17 protein-coding genes are annotated in these 16182 nt (G+C 38.4%); 15 read left to right on the top strand and 2 right to left on the bottom strand.

The window, feature by feature from the left end:
- The first annotated feature begins 28 nt into the window (after positions 1 to 28).
- On the top strand, positions 29 to 1288 hold the full coding sequence (locus A7985_RS04215; RefSeq protein WP_065789147.1) for a hypothetical protein: 1260 nt from the start codon (positions 29 to 31) through the stop codon (positions 1286 to 1288).
- Positions 1289 to 1333: 45 nt separating this feature from the next.
- Here the strand turns inward: A7985_RS04215 and rrtA are convergent, their stop codons facing one another.
- Positions 1334 to 1927 (bottom strand): rhombosortase, encoded by a 594-nt coding sequence (gene rrtA, locus A7985_RS04210; RefSeq protein ID WP_065789146.1) that lies wholly within the window; start codon positions 1925 to 1927, stop codon positions 1334 to 1336.
- 88 nt (positions 1928 to 2015) lie between these two features.
- On the opposite strand from rrtA, the gene ggt reads away from it, so the two are divergent.
- The 9 genes from ggt to A7985_RS04165 all read left to right on the top strand — a co-directional run bounded on the left by ggt (position 2016) and on the right by A7985_RS04165 (position 11131).
- Positions 2016 to 3779: a gamma-glutamyltransferase gene (gene ggt / locus A7985_RS04205; protein ID WP_065790024.1), complete on the top strand. Its 1764-nt coding sequence runs from the start codon at positions 2016 to 2018 to the stop codon at positions 3777 to 3779.
- A 172-nt stretch (positions 3780 to 3951) separates the two neighbouring features.
- Positions 3952 to 5646: an NAD-dependent malic enzyme gene (locus A7985_RS04200; RefSeq protein WP_065789145.1), complete on the top strand. Its 1695-nt coding sequence runs from the start codon at positions 3952 to 3954 to the stop codon at positions 5644 to 5646.
- Between the two features lie 136 nt (positions 5647 to 5782).
- Complete coding sequence (locus tag A7985_RS04195; RefSeq protein WP_065789144.1) at positions 5783 to 6607, top strand: ABC transporter substrate-binding protein; 825 nt, start codon at positions 5783 to 5785, stop codon at positions 6605 to 6607.
- Positions 6608 to 7126: 519 nt separating this feature from the next.
- On the top strand, positions 7127 to 7933 hold the full coding sequence (locus A7985_RS04190) for a hypothetical protein (protein WP_065789143.1): 807 nt from the start codon (positions 7127 to 7129) through the stop codon (positions 7931 to 7933).
- A 165-nt stretch (positions 7934 to 8098) separates the two neighbouring features.
- The gene (locus A7985_RS04185; RefSeq protein WP_065789142.1) at positions 8099 to 8797 is read left to right on the top strand and encodes an SIMPL domain-containing protein; all 699 of its coding nucleotides are present in this window, start codon (positions 8099 to 8101) and stop codon (positions 8795 to 8797) included.
- Between the two features lie 95 nt (positions 8798 to 8892).
- Positions 8893 to 9267 (top strand): MAPEG family protein, encoded by a 375-nt coding sequence (locus A7985_RS04180; RefSeq protein ID WP_065789141.1) that lies wholly within the window; start codon positions 8893 to 8895, stop codon positions 9265 to 9267.
- Positions 9264 to 9899 carry a sulfotransferase gene (locus tag A7985_RS04175; RefSeq protein WP_065789140.1) on the top strand — a complete coding sequence of 212 codons (636 nt, stop codon included), beginning with the start codon at positions 9264 to 9266 and terminating at the stop codon, positions 9897 to 9899. The genes A7985_RS04180 and A7985_RS04175 overlap by 4 nt, the downstream gene beginning before the upstream one ends.
- An 85-nt stretch (positions 9900 to 9984) precedes the next feature.
- On the top strand, positions 9985 to 10557 hold the full coding sequence (locus A7985_RS04170; RefSeq protein WP_065789139.1) for a tRNA-(ms[2]io[6]A)-hydroxylase: 573 nt from the start codon (positions 9985 to 9987) through the stop codon (positions 10555 to 10557).
- 94 nt (positions 10558 to 10651) lie between these two features.
- Entirely contained in the window at positions 10652 to 11131 is a 480-nt protein-coding gene (locus tag A7985_RS04165; RefSeq protein ID WP_065789138.1) for a hypothetical protein, read from the top strand.
- A gap of 302 nt (positions 11132 to 11433) precedes the next feature.
- On the opposite strand, the gene A7985_RS04160 is transcribed toward A7985_RS04165, so the two are convergent.
- Positions 11434 to 12387, bottom strand: a complete 954-nt coding sequence (locus tag A7985_RS04160) for a flavin monoamine oxidase family protein (RefSeq protein ID WP_176716681.1) — start codon at positions 12385 to 12387, stop codon at positions 11434 to 11436.
- Between the two features lie 557 nt (positions 12388 to 12944).
- On the opposite strand from A7985_RS04160, the gene A7985_RS04155 reads away from it, so the two are divergent.
- The 5 genes from A7985_RS04155 (at position 12945) to A7985_RS04135 (ending at position 15795) form a co-directional block, all read left to right on the top strand.
- Entirely contained in the window at positions 12945 to 13340 is a 396-nt protein-coding gene (locus tag A7985_RS04155) for a type II secretion system protein GspG (RefSeq protein ID WP_065789136.1), read from the top strand.
- Positions 13341 to 13550: 210 nt separating this feature from the next.
- Entirely contained in the window at positions 13551 to 14180 is a 630-nt protein-coding gene (locus A7985_RS04150; protein WP_065789135.1) for a hypothetical protein, read from the top strand.
- Between the two features lie 110 nt (positions 14181 to 14290).
- Positions 14291 to 14521, top strand: a complete 231-nt coding sequence (locus A7985_RS04145) for a hypothetical protein (RefSeq protein ID WP_065789134.1) — start codon at positions 14291 to 14293, stop codon at positions 14519 to 14521.
- Positions 14522 to 14651: 130 nt separating this feature from the next.
- Entirely contained in the window at positions 14652 to 15089 is a 438-nt protein-coding gene (locus A7985_RS04140; RefSeq protein WP_065789133.1) for an energy transducer TonB, read from the top strand.
- A gap of 97 nt (positions 15090 to 15186) precedes the next feature.
- On the top strand, positions 15187 to 15795 hold the full coding sequence (locus tag A7985_RS04135) for a hypothetical protein (protein ID WP_065789132.1): 609 nt from the start codon (positions 15187 to 15189) through the stop codon (positions 15793 to 15795).
- Positions 15796 to 16182: the final 387 nt, after the last annotated feature.

Raw genomic sequence — 16182 nt, 5'->3', positions numbered from 1 at the left:
TAGTAAGGATTACTAATGGAGAAATTCAATGCATATCTTAAAAGCGACGGTAGGTTATTTCTGTCTGATGTTTACACTGTTTGGTTCGCCTGTTGTCAAATCCGTTGAAATCGAAGGATTTGAAGAGTTTTTGGTTACTGAAGGTGAATGGAGACAAGGGGTCAAGCCTAATGTCACCAAATTGAGTGAAGACCAAGTGTTTTTTACATGGGCCGAATCATCGTACCCTAATAAAGTTAAAGGTCGTCTAGGCCACATTAACTCAGATAAGTCAGTGACTTTTGGTACCACTCAGAGTATTTCTGACAACTTTAAACTGGGTGGTTGGAATCCCCCAGAGTCAGTGCTGTTAAAAGATGGACGCATTGCGATAATCTGGAGCAATGCGTATGAAGTGTATTTGCGAGCTGTGACGGTAACTCCTGATGGTAGTTGGGAACTCGGGCCCGAACAAAAAATCGCTGTTGAGCAGTCTTCAGTGCCAATGCCTCATGTGGCAGTGTTATCCGATGGCAGGCTGCTAGTTACATGGACAGGCTACGATGAGCAAATTGTTGGTATTTTCGCTTCAATTGGCGTGGTACAGCCTAATGGTGTTTACATTGAGCAAAATCAATTTCAAGTTAATCAACTATCACAGAGCGTACAAAATGCGCCTAGAGTAAAAGCCATGTCTGATAGACGAGCTGTATTTACTTGGATTACAAACGACCCAAGTGCTGACAGCCAAGGCTCTGGTATTGCTGCTCGTGTCGCTGAGTTTTTACCAAGTGGTATTGTGGCTTTTGAGAATGAGTTAGTCGTGAATCAAGAACAAAACCGAGCTCAATTTTACCCGAACATTATTGCGCTTGATGCAGAACGAATTCTATTCACTTGGAAGGGCTACAAGCAAAATGGTAGCGGCTACAATCAAATGTATGCAGCAGGGCGAATTGGTACCTTGACTAACATCAATACCATACACTTCGCATCTGAATTTAAAATATCGGACTATTTTGTACAGGGCTCTGAACCTGTGGATGCTAGTGTTGTATCTGCTAATCATGTAAAGCTTGTATGGACACAATATGGTTATCCTGAAAAGATCGGCGTCAAAGGAAAGGTCATTGAGTTCATGCAAAATAATTACGTTGATGAGTCGTCTGTAATTCCAATAGAAAAAACAATTGATAACAACCAAAACTTCCATTCAATTGCGAAGTTAAATGATGAGTTACATTTAATTGTTTGGGAATCAAAAGGTGTGGGAGTTAACGGTAGGATATTTAAAATAACTTCAAACTAAATATGTAGTGGCGGCCTTTTTCACAAAGGCCGCTTATGCTTTAGGTCAAGACTTTGCGAACCCAAGCTTGTCTTTAAACAGAGGAATTGCCAAAACAACACCTCCGATAGCACCGATCAGATGTGACTCAATTGCTACCCGTGAATTTATCAAATTGCCAACGTCACTGCTAGGACCTGCATATTGCTCCCACGCAAGCTTGCCCACAATACCAAGGAATAAAAGCACACCTGTAGGCTCTTTTGTTTGAATATCTTTTAATGCGCCCCAGACGATAATTCCATGTAGCAATCCACTGAGGCCCGTGTATACTTTGATATCAGGGCAAAAAAGCCAAATTCCAACTCCTGTCCAAATACCTAGCAAAATAATGTGGGTAAAATAACGAGACGGAGAGGTGTGCTCAGCATGAAGTATCCAAATAAACAGTATGCCAATTAGATTTAAGCCTAAATGAGTCCAATTAGTATGTATATATTGGCTGCTCCAAATTCGCCAAAACTCGCCCTCACTGATAAGTTGGCGATGAAATTCAAGCACATCTCTCAGCTCGAAAGCCATTAGTAAAATGGCAATAAGCGAAAGCACGATTGGCGGGAGTATATAATTTCGACTTACAGGCAGGTTTAAACCAAACATTCTATGTTCACAATATTATCTATTTTTGTATATTGTGCCTGTTAACCTTTATGATGCCAACGACGATTGAAAATTAATAAATATGAATATGAAATATAAGCGCTCACTGATTGCCTTTTTATTGGCCTCAGCATTACCGACAGCCACGCTTGCTGGTGAATCAAAACCAAGAGAAGTCAGAGAACCCGAAGCTTCAACAGGCTTTACCTTAAAAAAGGAAAAAATTGCAGAGAAATACATGGTGGTTGCTGCAAACCCTCATGCAAGTAAAGCGGGGCAATTAATGTTGCAACAAGGCGGCAATGCCATTGATGCTGCAATAGCTGCGCAACTCGTATTAACATTGGTAGAGCCTCAATCTTCAGGTATAGGTGGGGGTGCATTTATTCTTCATTATGACAAGAAAAATGACTACCTCACGACATTTGATGGACGTGAAACGGCACCCAAAAAGGCGACTCATAAACTATTTTTAGACAAAGATGGCAAGCCGGTTCGTTGGTTAGAGGCGGTTGTCGGTGGTCGCTCTGTTGGTGTGCCTGGCATTATCCATGCTATGAAGCAAGCGCACGATAAATACGGTAAGTTAAAATGGAAAAAGCTATTTAAACCCGCCATTGAGCTTTCTGAAAAAGGGTTTGCAGTTTCACCAAGGCTACATATGTTACTCAAAAAAGAGTTTAACCCTGGTTTAACTAAACTTTCTCCAGCAAAAGAATACTTCTACCCAAATGGGAAGCCTCTGGCGATTGGCACAATCGTTAAAAACCAAGATCTTGCTAACGTGTACAAAGAAATCGCAGAGTATGGACCTAAAGCGTTTTATGAAGGCAAATACGCAGCAGATATGGTGCGAGCTGTTCAAAAGTCTGAAATTGCACCGGGTCTTCTATCACTTGATGACTTAGCCAATTATCAAAGTAAAGAAAGAGCACCGGTATGTACGTCTTATCATGAGTATAAGGTTTGCTCGATGGCACCTCCTAGCAGTGGTGGCCTCACAGTTCTGCAAATACTAAAGCTGCTCGAAGGTAAAAAACTTGCTCAATACAAACCAAATGCACCTGAAGCAGTCCATGTATTTACACAAGCTTCTAGACTAGCATTCGCGGATAGAAACTATTTTATCGCCGATCCCGACTTTGTGAATGTACCAACTCAAGGCCTACTCAATCCAGTATATTTGAAATCTAGGGCCAAGTTGATTGGTGAGCGAGATAACCAAAATGTGCCCGTTGGCGATCCAACGATGGGGCAAGTGGTTTATGCGAAAGATGACAGCTTTGAATTGCCTTCAACGTCGCATTTATCCATCGTAGATAGGGAAGGTAACGCCGTATCTATGACGAGTTCCATTGAGATGGGCTTTGGCTCCACCGTGATGGTAAATGGTTATTTGTTAAACAATCAACTGACGGACTTTTCGCTTTCTCCTAAAGTAGGTGGACAATGGGTTGCAAACAGAGTCGAGCCGAATAAAAGACCTAGAAGTTCTATGTCGCCGGTTATGGTGTTTAATAAAGACGGCAGTTTGAAGCTTGTTGTTGGTTCGCCTGGTGGTAGCAGAATCATAAACTATGTCGCTCAGACAGTGATCGGTGTTCTGGATTGGGGGTTGACACCTCAGCAAGCGATTAACCTACCTCGTATAACGAATAGAAATAAATATACAACGCTAGAAAAAGGCACAGGACTAAAAGCAATAAAGCCCTGGTTAGAATCAAAAGGGCATACAGTAAGGATCTCTGACTTAAATTCTGGTATCCACGCGATAGAGATAAAAGAAGGACTTTTGTTCGGTGGCGCAGATCCTAGACGGGAAGGTGTTGCCCTTGGAGAATCCAGCGAGTAAACCGTAGGATATTCAATATTATTCAGTTATACTGTACGACCCTGTTTACGGTGAGCCAATCCGTTTACAGGGTCGTTTTATTGGTCTGATGTGCACTAAAGTCATTGAAAATTTGTGTACTTAGTCAATAATTATCCCTTATATTAAAAATTAAGAGTCACAGCTTGTAAATATGACTAAACAAACCGATCCTAATTACCTCTACATCCCATATTCTGGCCCAACATTATTGGAAACGCCTCTTCTAAACAAAGGCAGTGCATTTAGCCAGCGTGAGCGTGAAAACTTTAACCTAGCCGGTTTAGTTCCTCCTCGTTACGAAACCATTGAGGAGCAGGTAGAACGTTGTTACCAGCAATTTTCAAGTTTTAAAGACAACCTAAACAAACATATTTACCTACGTGCAATTCAAGACAATAACGAAACCCTCTATTATCGTTTGGTTAGAGATCACCTAGAAGAAATGATGCCGATCATTTACACGCCAACAGTAGGTGATGCGTGTGAGAAATTCTCCGATATTTATCGTAGCTCTCGAGGTTTGTTCATTTCGTACGAAGATCGCCACAACATTGACGATATTTTGCGAAATGCGACAAAAGGTAAAGTTAAAGTCATTGTTGTCACTGACGGTGAACGTATTCTTGGCCTAGGCGACCAAGGCATTGGTGGAATGGGTATTCCAATTGGTAAACTAGCACTATACACCGTGTGTGGCGGTATTAGCCCTGCTTACACGTTACCTGTAATGCTTGATGTAGGTACCAATAACGAGAAGCTATTAAATGACCCAATGTATATGGGTGCCAGACATAAGCGCATCAACCAAGAAGAGTACGACGAGTTTTTAGATCTATTCATTCAAGCCGTTAAACGCCGCTGGCCAAACGTTTTACTGCAATTTGAAGACTTTGCTCAACCAAATGCAATGCCACTTCTAAAAAGGTATAGAGATGAAATCTGTTGTTTCAACGATGACATCCAAGGTACAGCCTCAGTAACCGTAGGTTCTTTATTAGCTGCGTGTAGAGTTAAGGGCGCTAAGTTATGTGATCAAAAAGTTGTATTTGTAGGTGCCGGTTCTGCAGGTTGTGGTATCGCTGAGCAAATTATTGCGCAGATGGTTTCAGAAGGTGTTACAGATCAGCAAGCGCGCAGTCAAATATTTATGGTCGACAGATTTGGCCTATTAACTGAAGGCATGGAAGGGTTGAGAGATTTCCAAGCAGCGCTTGTTCAATCACACGGTAATTTAGAAAACTGGAATTATAGCGGTGAATATGCGTCTTTGTTAGACGTGATGCACTGTGCAAAACCAGACATCCTCATTGGTGTTTCTGGTCAGCCTGGTTTATTTACCGAGCAGGTCATTAAAGCCATGCACTCAGGCTGTGAAAAACCAATTATCTTCCCTTTGAGTAATCCATCTCGTCAGGTAGAAGCGCACCCTAAAGATGTAATCGAGTGGACAGAAGGTAATGCTATCGTCGCAACTGGTAGCCCGTTTGAACCAGTAAATTATAACGGCACAAACTATGTTATCCCCCAATGTAACAACAGTTATATTTTCCCTGGCATTGGATTAGGTGCATTGGCTGCTAAAGCATCTCGTATTACTGAATCTATGCTGATGGTTGCAAGTGAAACTCTCGCTGAGTCGTCGCCTTGGGCCAACACAGGTAAGGGCAGTCTATTACCATCTTTGGTTGAAATAGAACAATTGAGTAAACGCATTGCTTTTGCTGTCGCTAAGAAAGCAATGGAAGAAGGCGTGTCTCTTGATATGCCAGAAGACTTAATCTGGAGTTCGATTGAAAAGAACTACTGGACGCCAGAATATCGCAACTACAAACGTTGTAGCATCTAAAATATTAAGCCCTTCAATGAAGGGCTTTTTTCATTCATTTAATCACAATATCGGTGTTAAAATTAGCGCAATAATGACTTAATAGCTACACTCTAGGTGTGTCCAACAGCATGGAGTGCATCGCATAGGAAGTTTTATGCTGTTAAGAATTGTGTGCGTTTTCTTTATTTTTGTCTCAACTATCGCTTGTACCAAGCCAATCAAGATAGAAATTGTTTCTGATTATAATCCATCATTTGGTCAATCTCCCGGAGACTTGGCAACACAGCTCCTTCTCATTATTGCTAGAAGCCTTAAAGAAGAAATGGCTATCGAATTTATTCCTGCCAGTAGAGAGCGGGAGTGGCGAGAGCTGGCGCATCATGACAACATTTGCCTGTACAATAAAGTGAAAACCCCACAGAGAGAGGCAATGGCCATTTTTGTTTCATTGCCTTTAATGGCTTTTCCTTCAAATCGACTGATTTTAAGAAATAAAAAGTTTGTATCCATTGAAGTAACTTTAGAAAAAGCGCTTTCTCTCGGGTTAAGAATTGGGGTTACAAAAGGGCGCTCATACGGGATAGAAATAGATGACTTTATTAAAGCAAACGCGGAAAGGCTATTCGTCAGTGAGGGAAATGATAGCGCTTTCCGACTTCGAAAAATGCTTGTTCAGGGGCGCTTAGATGGCATGATTGAATACAGCTCTGTATTTGTAAATGACTACCCGTCAGAGGAAATATTAAAAGATATATCCTTTCATGCTATTGGCGATACCGACGCAACAATTTTTGGCTACATTGCTTGCTCAGATTCAAAGAAAGGTCGTCAAGCGGTAGACTTATTTGAACGAGCACTGCAAAAGCCACAAATTCAAGAACAAGTTATAAGCGCTCACGCAAACCTATTTCTCCCACAAGAGGAGATATTTATTTCAAATTCTTTGAAAAATGCGTATGGCATATCAAAAAGTAATTGAATCTTCGTTTTATATCTTTCAAGTTTTTTAGAAAAATCCAATATTGTAATTAGTCAATTGTTAGGAAGGTAAAATGCTTTGTTATATTTTAAATTAAATTGTATTTAAATTATTGATTAAATTCAAAACACTCTCTAACGCCATCATAACGTTCGTATTATTCCAATACATATATAATAACTATTCCACTAAATGTAGAATCGTTTTTTGTTTCTTACGAAATCCCTTAACCTTCTGATACTAATGCAAATAACAATACTTAAGCAACCGCGACTAAGCAATATCTGACTAAAACCACACTATTTAATAGCCGCTAAAAAATTCTTTGAAATTCACAATCATAATGAAATTCAACGCATTTACAGCGGATTTTTTTGTCGCTAAATTTGGCCTCGAGTATCGGGAAGGCAAAACAGCGCCATCTCGTTAGCAAGACTAAAACCTCAAAAAATTTATGTTTTACCTTTCTTAAAAGTGAAAGGAAATTGATTAATAACTTAAAGTAAAAGGGAATAAAAAATGAAAATCCAACTTCTCGCAGCCGTAGTTTCATTACTAGCAGTCGATAGCGCAGTAGCAAGTGTTACAGTACAAGATTTAGATGGTTATAATCGTGAGTCAAAGTATAGTGAAGGCGTTGTAAACCGTATCGTAACTGATTCTTTGAATGCGCGTACATTTAATGGTTGGTTGTTCCGTAATGATGCATATGACAAATGTGAAACTGGTGTAGTTTATGACGAAATTACAGGTAAAGTGATTGCGCCAGTTGGCACTACCCCTGGCGGTGCTCAAGCCTATACCGTAGATTCAATTTTCTTGCAGGGTCAATTTACTGAAGAGCAGCTTCAACGCACACGCGTGTTAGCTATGAACTGTGAGTCAGCAAATGGTGAGCAATTTGTCGTTAAGCACAAGATCCCTGCATTACCGAAAATTACTTGGGATGCTCAATTAGTTGGTGTTGGCGCTTGGAAAACACCTGATTGCAGTGGCCCTGCACAACACTGTGGCGGTGCTGGTTGGTATGATCAAGTAAGTTACACTTCTTCATTGCTGATCAATAACGGTACAAAAGATGGTTATTGTACAGCGACAGGCGGTGAAGGCTCTTATTCTAAAGTGTTCAATGGCTATGATTCAACACCACTTTTCCATACTAACCACTACGCAGTTAATGATGTACTTTACAACTCAAATGCACGTACTTTTAGACAAACGGTTTCTTGTAATAACCCAGCGGGTACTACAGAACGCGTTACTATTTGGGAAATTTCAGGAGAAAACGACATTAACTTAGTAGTTGATCACACTAGCTACAAGTAATTTGTTCAATCTCAACAGTAAGGGCCAATAAGGCCCTTTTTTTAATTGGGTTTAAAAAATAAATACATAAAATGACATAGTAACCCGTTATTCAGGAATGATTAATTGATTTGTGCTTCAATACACGTGTGAGTTAACAACCTAAAACTTAAATTTGGAGAGCCCATGCGAATAGTTACCGCTATTATGTCTGTATTATTAAGTACATCTGCAGTGGCTGCGAGCCTGCCAACAGCCCCGCACTTATATGTGAAAGGTTACGCTGAAAAGGCGGTTGCACCGGATACTGCCATCGTTAATGTGGCAATAAATGAAAAGAATAAAAACCTTAAGTTAGCCAAATCTAAAGTTGACGATGTGATGGCTCGGGCAATAGACATAGCCAAACGCTATGGTGTTGAGAGTAAACATATCTATGCTGAACAACTAAATGTCTACAAACAAACTCGCTATAACAGAACAACTAATGTTGAGGAATTTGACGGGTTTAAAGTTTCTAGAAACTTAACGCTAAAATTAAAAGACGTAAATAGATATCCTGAATTACTCCAAGCGTTTGTGGACAGTGGTATAAATCAATTTAACAATACCCAGTTTGTAGTTGAAGACAAAGCTGAAATTATGAAAGAGCTGAAAGCATCCGCTATCAAGCAAGCTAAGCTAGGAGCAAAAGAATTAGCTGATGGTTTTGGAGTGCAAGTGGGTAGCTTATACTCAGTCTCATTTTCGCCAATGAGTGTTCCGGTTCAACCTTACGCTCGGGGGAAAATGATGGCGGCAGAAACTATGAGTGTAAATGACGCTTACAATGTCGGCGATACTAAGCTCAAAGCAGAAGTTTACGCAGTTTATTATATAGATTAATTAGAAAATAGATTCATTTTTACAGCGGATAAACCTACAATCCCCTATACAATAATTACCAATAAATATACGGATATTGAATAGGGGACACAATCATGTTTACAGGCTTATTTGCTGCAATTTGCACACTCTTTTATATCAAGCTAAGTTTTGATGTAATAAAACTTAGAAGAAAACACAAAGTTGGGATTGGCCACGCTGGACACAGTGATTTAAGCGCAGCAATTCGTGCACATGCCAACTTTATAGAATACACTCCGCTAGCTGTGATTCTTCTTTTTATTCTAGAATATCAGGAAGTGAACTCGGTTTTTCTGATAACATTCGCCAGTACTTTTTTAACTGGTAGAGTCCTTCATGCCATCGCACTGAATAAAGCAAACATCCGCATAAGAGTGTTCGGCATGTTGCTAACCTTTTTAGTGCTCATCGGTATGGCTCTATTTAATGGCTTTTTATACTTTACATGAATGAGAAATATTTTGTTTTGGGCTTGCCAAGAACTGGGACTACAAGTCTCTGTGTTGCAAGCCTCGATATAGGGTTGAAAACTGCACACACAGCGTATACTCAAAATACCATAAAAAATGCGCAACTCATTGCCGATACACCAGTATTCAATGACTATGAAAAACTATATCAACTTTTCCCCAACGCCCAATTTATCTATCTTGAGAGAGAAATGTCACTGTGGTTACCTTCAATTCGAAGGCTATTGACTCGAATGCTTCCAAATCTAATAGAAAGAGGAGGGGGTTTCAATGAAACTTTAAAACGTTGTTTCTTTTCAACGTTCCCAGAATTAAATGCGGACAAGATCGAAGACGATGACTATTTAATTACTTGTTATTATAGTCATAAAGTTAAAGTCACTGAATTCCTGAATAAGACAGGCGCTAATAACTTATTTGTGAATCTAGCAAATCCTGAAAGTAATAAACTACTAGCTGAGTTTATGAATGTGCCACAGATAAATATTCCACATTTAAATAAGAAGGGCAAAGTGACTGCTTGGAATGAAATTCGGCATCCATTAAAAGTCGAATCTACACGAATAGGTAAAGTAGACAAGGACGCTTTACTTTATAATTTTAATAAATAATGTCCGATATTAAAAATCACCTTAAAAAATAGTACCGTGTTGAGTACAATAGAGCCTAATAGCCGTTATTGAGAATATATAGAGAATGTTTGAACTAAAGTACCATACGCCATTTGAGTGGACGCATAAGGTAATGGGCGATTTTGTAACTTTTTTACAAGACCATGCTGCAGCAGAAAAAAAAGCATCTGGCATGGCCATGTCTATGCTTGGTCATTACCCAGACAGAACAAAACTAGTTAAAGCAATGGCAGATTTGGCCATTGAAGAGATGATCCACTTTAAGCAAGTGCTAAAGTTAATTAATGAAAGGGGCTTGGTACTGGGCAACGATAAACAAGATCCTTATATCAAAAAAATGCGTGGCTTATTCCGCCAAGGTAGTGATGAGTTTTTAATAGATCGATTGCTGGTAGCTGCTGTGATTGAAGCTAGAGGTCATGAAAGGTTTTCACTCGTCGCCGAAGCACTGCCTGAAGGGAAAGAAAAAGACTTTTATGTCGCCATTGCAAAATCTGAAGAAAAACACAAAAACCTTTTTGTTGAATTGGGCTATGAATATTTTGACAAAGCAATTATTGATACAAGGTTAGAAGAAATCTTAGTTGCTGAGGCCGAGATTTGCGAAAGCATTCCATTTAGTGCAGCGTTACACTAAAAGTATGGCTAAAAGAGCACACCAATTAAACAATTATTGAGTGTGCTTTAATTATGTTAAATCAGTGTTTTTTAAAGAATAGGATGGTTGACCCATGCAAGGATTTTCTGAGTATTTAGCAGCAAAAAACATATCTGTTCCTCAAAATTATGTCTTTGCTGCGCAAGGCACAGATGATGAAAGTTACGAGCTGAAACTAACGCCGCTAAATCCATCTGTTGCAGAGATTGATTACAAAACGGTTTTACTAAATCAAATAGATTTAGTAGGTATCTTTGGTGAAAATCATCCTTGGCCAGAACCAACTATGACTTTCCAACAAAACCTAAATAGTTTAAGGGTCCACCAATTAGAGTTTGAATCTCAAAAGGCATTTGCTTATTCGATAACGAACAGTGACGCAAGCCAATGCTTTGGTAGTGTATATATTGATCCCAGCTCAACAGAGTCATACGAATGTGAAGTTTACTTTTGGATTTGTAAAACGATCCCAGTAACAAAAGCACAAATTCAAAAACAGTTATCACATTGGTTAACTCACACTTGGAAGTTCACACGTATTAAGATTCACTGAGTGATGTTAATCACGAACTAAAAAATTAAATCGCATAACCCAAAGCACATAAATAAAGTAGTGAAGTAACCAACCCCATAAATTATTGAGAGTAGAGCCACAAAACCATTAAAAGAGTTTGGAAAGGCCTGTATACAAGTATGATACTCTTAATATCCTATAATATATATTATGTTAAATAAGATTAAATCTATGTCTATCAGAGTAATAGGACTAACCTTTTGAAACAAAGTCTCTTATTAGGTTACTCACTAAGTCCGATACTAGACGGTATCGGATATTATGTAGGTTGGTTTCATACATCAAGAATCCATAATAGCCTGAACGGCACGCTTCGCTGAATGCACGGCATTGTTAACGGCACTCCAATCCTCACCATCAGTATATGCGTCACCAGCAAAAAACAAACGGCCATCAGCACTTTCACCAAGTTTTTTTACAGCTGTCCAGTCTTCATTATCGCGGATGTAAGCTCCATTAATGTGCGGTTCGATATCCCAGTTTTGAAAAATATGTTTGACGTAATGAGCAGATGCTTTTCCATCAAATATCTTATCTAGTTCATGCAAAATATATTTAACTCGCTCTTCGTCGGTTAAGCGAAGATACGACAATGATTCGTTTCCAACAGCAAACAACCCCAAAATATGTAGATTCGAATTTTGGCCATACGCCGCGTCATAGTATAGTTTCTCACCATCATTTGTTGTTGGGTTGAATCCTATTAGAGCTAGATAAACTTTATCGGAAGTTTCGATTTTGATTTCGTCAGCTAAGTAATCAATTTTTTCAACCACCGCGCCATAGATAATGTGCTTTTCAACAGATGGAACAATGTATTGCTCAAAAAAATCAAACCAGGTCGAGTTTACAAATTTACTCTCTTTATTCATTTCAATTTGTTTGATACTAATCTTTTCGCCTTCATAGAGTGCGCAGTCAATATCAGGGTTGTACTTCTCAACTTTTACATCTATGTTTACTGAATCATCATTAACAATTTCGCTTAGAATATTTGGCTTAACATGTATCCATTCAGCCCCCAAAGGAATGGGAAAATCTGCAAAGGTCGTTGTACGTTTCATGCGTCCGCCAAAGTTGGAGGCCGCTTCTAAAATTTTGACACTAACCCCCTGCTGCTTCAGTAAGTAACCTGAAATTAGCCCAGCAGCACCCGCGCCGATAATAACAACGGGATGAGTGTTATCATTTTTGAAACCTTGCTTATTCGTACAAGCACTCAAAAATGGTTGCACTGGCAAAACTAACCCGAGAGCTCGGCATACTTTAATAAATTCTCTTCTGTTCATAAAAATAAGGGGTGATGAGCGCCTTTTCCTAATGATTCACTAAGCTATGGAGTAGAATAAGTGTTTGTATTTAAATCCAAATATTATTAGTAACAAGTTTAAAGTTGAGTTCACGAAAACTGTTTCAAGAACTCTGAAGTGGTTAGATTAGGCGGTAAACAAAACAAATTCAAGGTTAGTTTGATGGTAAGTTTTACCACAAGATTTACCATCGCCAGAGCTAGCGGTAGCTGCAATATCCAAGCTATGAGAGATTGGGAAAATAGTATCCAAGCCTGCGCCTAGTAGCTGACCACCCTATCCCTTCATATCATTACAATTCAAATTGGCTTTTTAAGATTTTATGAATAGTGTATATTTTAAAAAATATGATATTTTCTATGCAAGGTTTAATATTATTAATATCAAATTTATGACATGGTTTACCAATCATATACTTGATATATAGACTATCGAAATTCCATTATATTTCAAGTCAGAGGTTTATTATTGTTAAAGTCAACTTGGTTAAATTAGGTTTAATTACGGCTTGGGTGTGCCTATCAGTTTACTACGCAAATGACTGCGAGAAACATGAGTTTTCTGTATATAAGACAGCTTTTTATATTGAGTCTCTTTCACAAGCAATAGATTTATATTATAGCGACAATAACCAAATTCCAAAAACGCTCGATGAGTTGATACCTCACTACATGCGAGAACCCATGCTTGATGCTTGGGGAAATCAGTACAATTTTAGATTAACTTTAGATAGCTATGAAATATCTTCTTTAGGATTTGACGCGCAAATAGGAGGCATGGGCGCATCCACAGATATAGATTCTAAAATGACTAAAGAAGATATTAAAAAGATTGTAATAAGTATAAACAGTCCATTACTGGGCTGTAAGGTACATTAAAAGTCTTCTACACATTCAACTTACTCCACAAGCGCTACGACCCATAGGGTCGTTTTTATCCTTTCCATAATTTCTACAACGATTAAAAATATATCTTTAGCAACAAGTTAGTTATTGTGATAAAACTGGTACAATGAGAAAAATGACCCATGGATCGGTTGAAAAACGATCAATTGGGGCGGTATTAAATTGTTATAGTTCTTAAGTATTATGATTAAATTAAATAAATTAGCTTTGACTTTATCTCTCATTCTTCTTGCTGCTTGCTCGACTACGGAAAAAAAACCAACCGCTACAAGCAATGTTGCGGATATAAAAAATGTAATAAGTAGACATCCTGAAATTAGTACTGAGCTTTACTTTTCCCGTTGTATGTCTAGATACAAAAATAAAAATTACATTAATTTGGAGGCTAAGTGCTCGTGCGAGGCTGACCTTTTCCCAAGAAAAGATATCAACTTTAAACAAAAGCATAGTTTGTGTAAAAAATATAATGTTAAAGAAGGTAATCAAATCGTTCCTAATGAAATGCTTTGTGGTGTCAACACTGAATTAAAAGAATTCAAAAGTGGTGATTACATTCAAAGGTATCGTTGGTACACCCAAGACGGCTGGGTAAATGGAGTCTACAAAAAACATGCCGCTAATTTATGGCGTGTTGTTTCAGTGAACTCTGATGGTGTAAAACTCGAATTAGTTAATGGCGAATATTATGGACGGAATGTAGGTGACACAGTAAATCATCGTAACTCTCCATTATATAATAAGGATTTCAGTAACCCCCCTCAATATGATCAAGTAATTCAATCTTTTCAGCTCTGTGTAAGTCCAGAACTGTAACAAGGTGCTCAAGGGCGGACACAAAAGTTTGGCTTGTCGTTCGTGCCTTACTAATTTTAAGCCAAACTTTTTTGCCGCTTAGCACGGCGTTAGTATGCTAGTGAGAATCGATGGATATCGTAATTGAGGAAGAACGATGGAGCTTTGTTTGTTTTGAAAGAGGTGAGGAGATATTTCTCACGTATCTGGTTCAAACAGGGCCAGCGATGGTCGACTACACAGTAAAGCTGAATACAAATGAAATAGCTTCAATAAAGTCAGGTATGTATAAGGCTAAAAGTTTACTTGGTAGTTTCGATAGCAGTCGTTTTGTAAAGCCCGCTATTTGGCCTCAAAAATAAAGCATGCTAACAAAGCAAATTTAAAAGCACGGACAAAAAGCAGTTGGCTTTGTTCGTGCCTCACAAATTATAGCCAACTATTTTTTGCCGTTTATTTGCGGCGTTATACCTCTATTAGGAATGAAGAAAAATGAGAGTTTGGATACCTGTTGTAATAAGTGCCTTTTTGTTTGGTTGTAATTCCACGCCTTCATACAACAAATCTAGTTTGGATAAATTTGTTGTAAAACAAGATAAAGACAAATGGAATGTGATCATGTTGGTTGAACCATTAGCTAACAAGCTTCCATCTGAGCCTTATGAAGGCTGTGTTAATCTAGAGTTTGTTGTTGGCTCTAATGGGAAACCACAAGATATTGTTGTTAAAAAATCATTTCCAGACAATCAAATGATTGCAAATACTATTACTTCATTTTCCAAGTCAAAGTTTGTAGCCGGCAAAAGCAACCCTAAAAGTGCCCCGATGGTTTCTAATTTAATTTTTACATTTGATAACGCTACTAGAAAAGGTGCAACATCAATGAATGTATTTAGAACTTCTGATGTAACCTCTAATTGCGAGGTATAAAAAGCCATTACAGTAATGGGACTTCTTGCTTCGCTACACAATTTTAGCAAGTTATTATCAGCCCCTGAATGGGGCGTTATATTTTAAGGAAATATCTGTGCTCAAAGCTTTCACTGTCATATTGCTACTTTTAACTCTAACTTCTTGTGGTAAAGAAGAAAAAGTGGCTAATAAAAAAAGCTATTTATTTAGCCCTATTGGTTGGCAATTCCAATTGCCAGAGTACTGGAAATCTCAAAAAGGTTTTAACATAGACAAAACTTTAGAAAAATATGGGAATCAAATGGGCATTAGTGATGCCGATAAAGAAAACTTCCAAAATCAAAAAGTTTTTATGTTAGAAACTAAGGAGGGCTTTAATAAATTCACTTCTGAAGTCACTTCTTTTTCTGGTTCTGAGGTTGAGTTTATTAATGGGACTTCGACTTATAAAAAACAGATGCTGTCACAGCTAAAGGCTCTGTCTCCTCAAGTAGAAGTTAAAAGCGGAGAAATTAATCAGCTAACGATTGATGGTAAGCAGTTCAATGTATTTGATGCGAAGTTCAGGTTTTCTCAAAACAAAGATGAGTATTTTTACATGGAAGTGTATATGGGGCTCGTAAAAGACAGCATATTAGTTACTAGTTATACCTGTATTTACGGCACAACCGAATGTGAGACAATAAAAAAAGCGTTTGAGAGTTCAAGGTTCAATAAAATATAACAAGCGCATGAATGGGCGTTAAGAACGACCACTTCTAGAACTTAGGCGATTGTCAGATACATGTAAAAATCAATGTAACCAGCGAAGGCTGATCACAAACCTACAACTCCAACTCCAACTCCATCTGCTTGTGCGCATCGCCAACCAAAATCGGTGCGCACAAGCAGATGGAAGTCACTATTAAGTTGATCATTTGTCAGGTCAACTTATAGCGTCTTACTAAATTTTGGACTGAAGCGCCCTGCTTAAACTCCTGTCTTATCTTAATGTTTCTAAGCTGGATTAAAATCTAGTCCAACTTTGGTATTTGATTAGTACTACCACCATGTTACGGTGCTTTGAGGTAAAGTCGACTTATTAGGCTAAAGCCAATATTTGGCAGTCGCA

Origin of the sequence: Pseudoalteromonas luteoviolacea, from assembly GCF_001696455.1 — a bacterium.
Taxonomy (GTDB): Bacteria; Pseudomonadota; Gammaproteobacteria; order Enterobacterales; family Alteromonadaceae; genus Pseudoalteromonas; species Pseudoalteromonas luteoviolacea_C.
The sequence above is the reverse complement of the archived record's forward strand: the minus strand, read 5'-3'. Positions and strand labels throughout refer to the sequence as shown.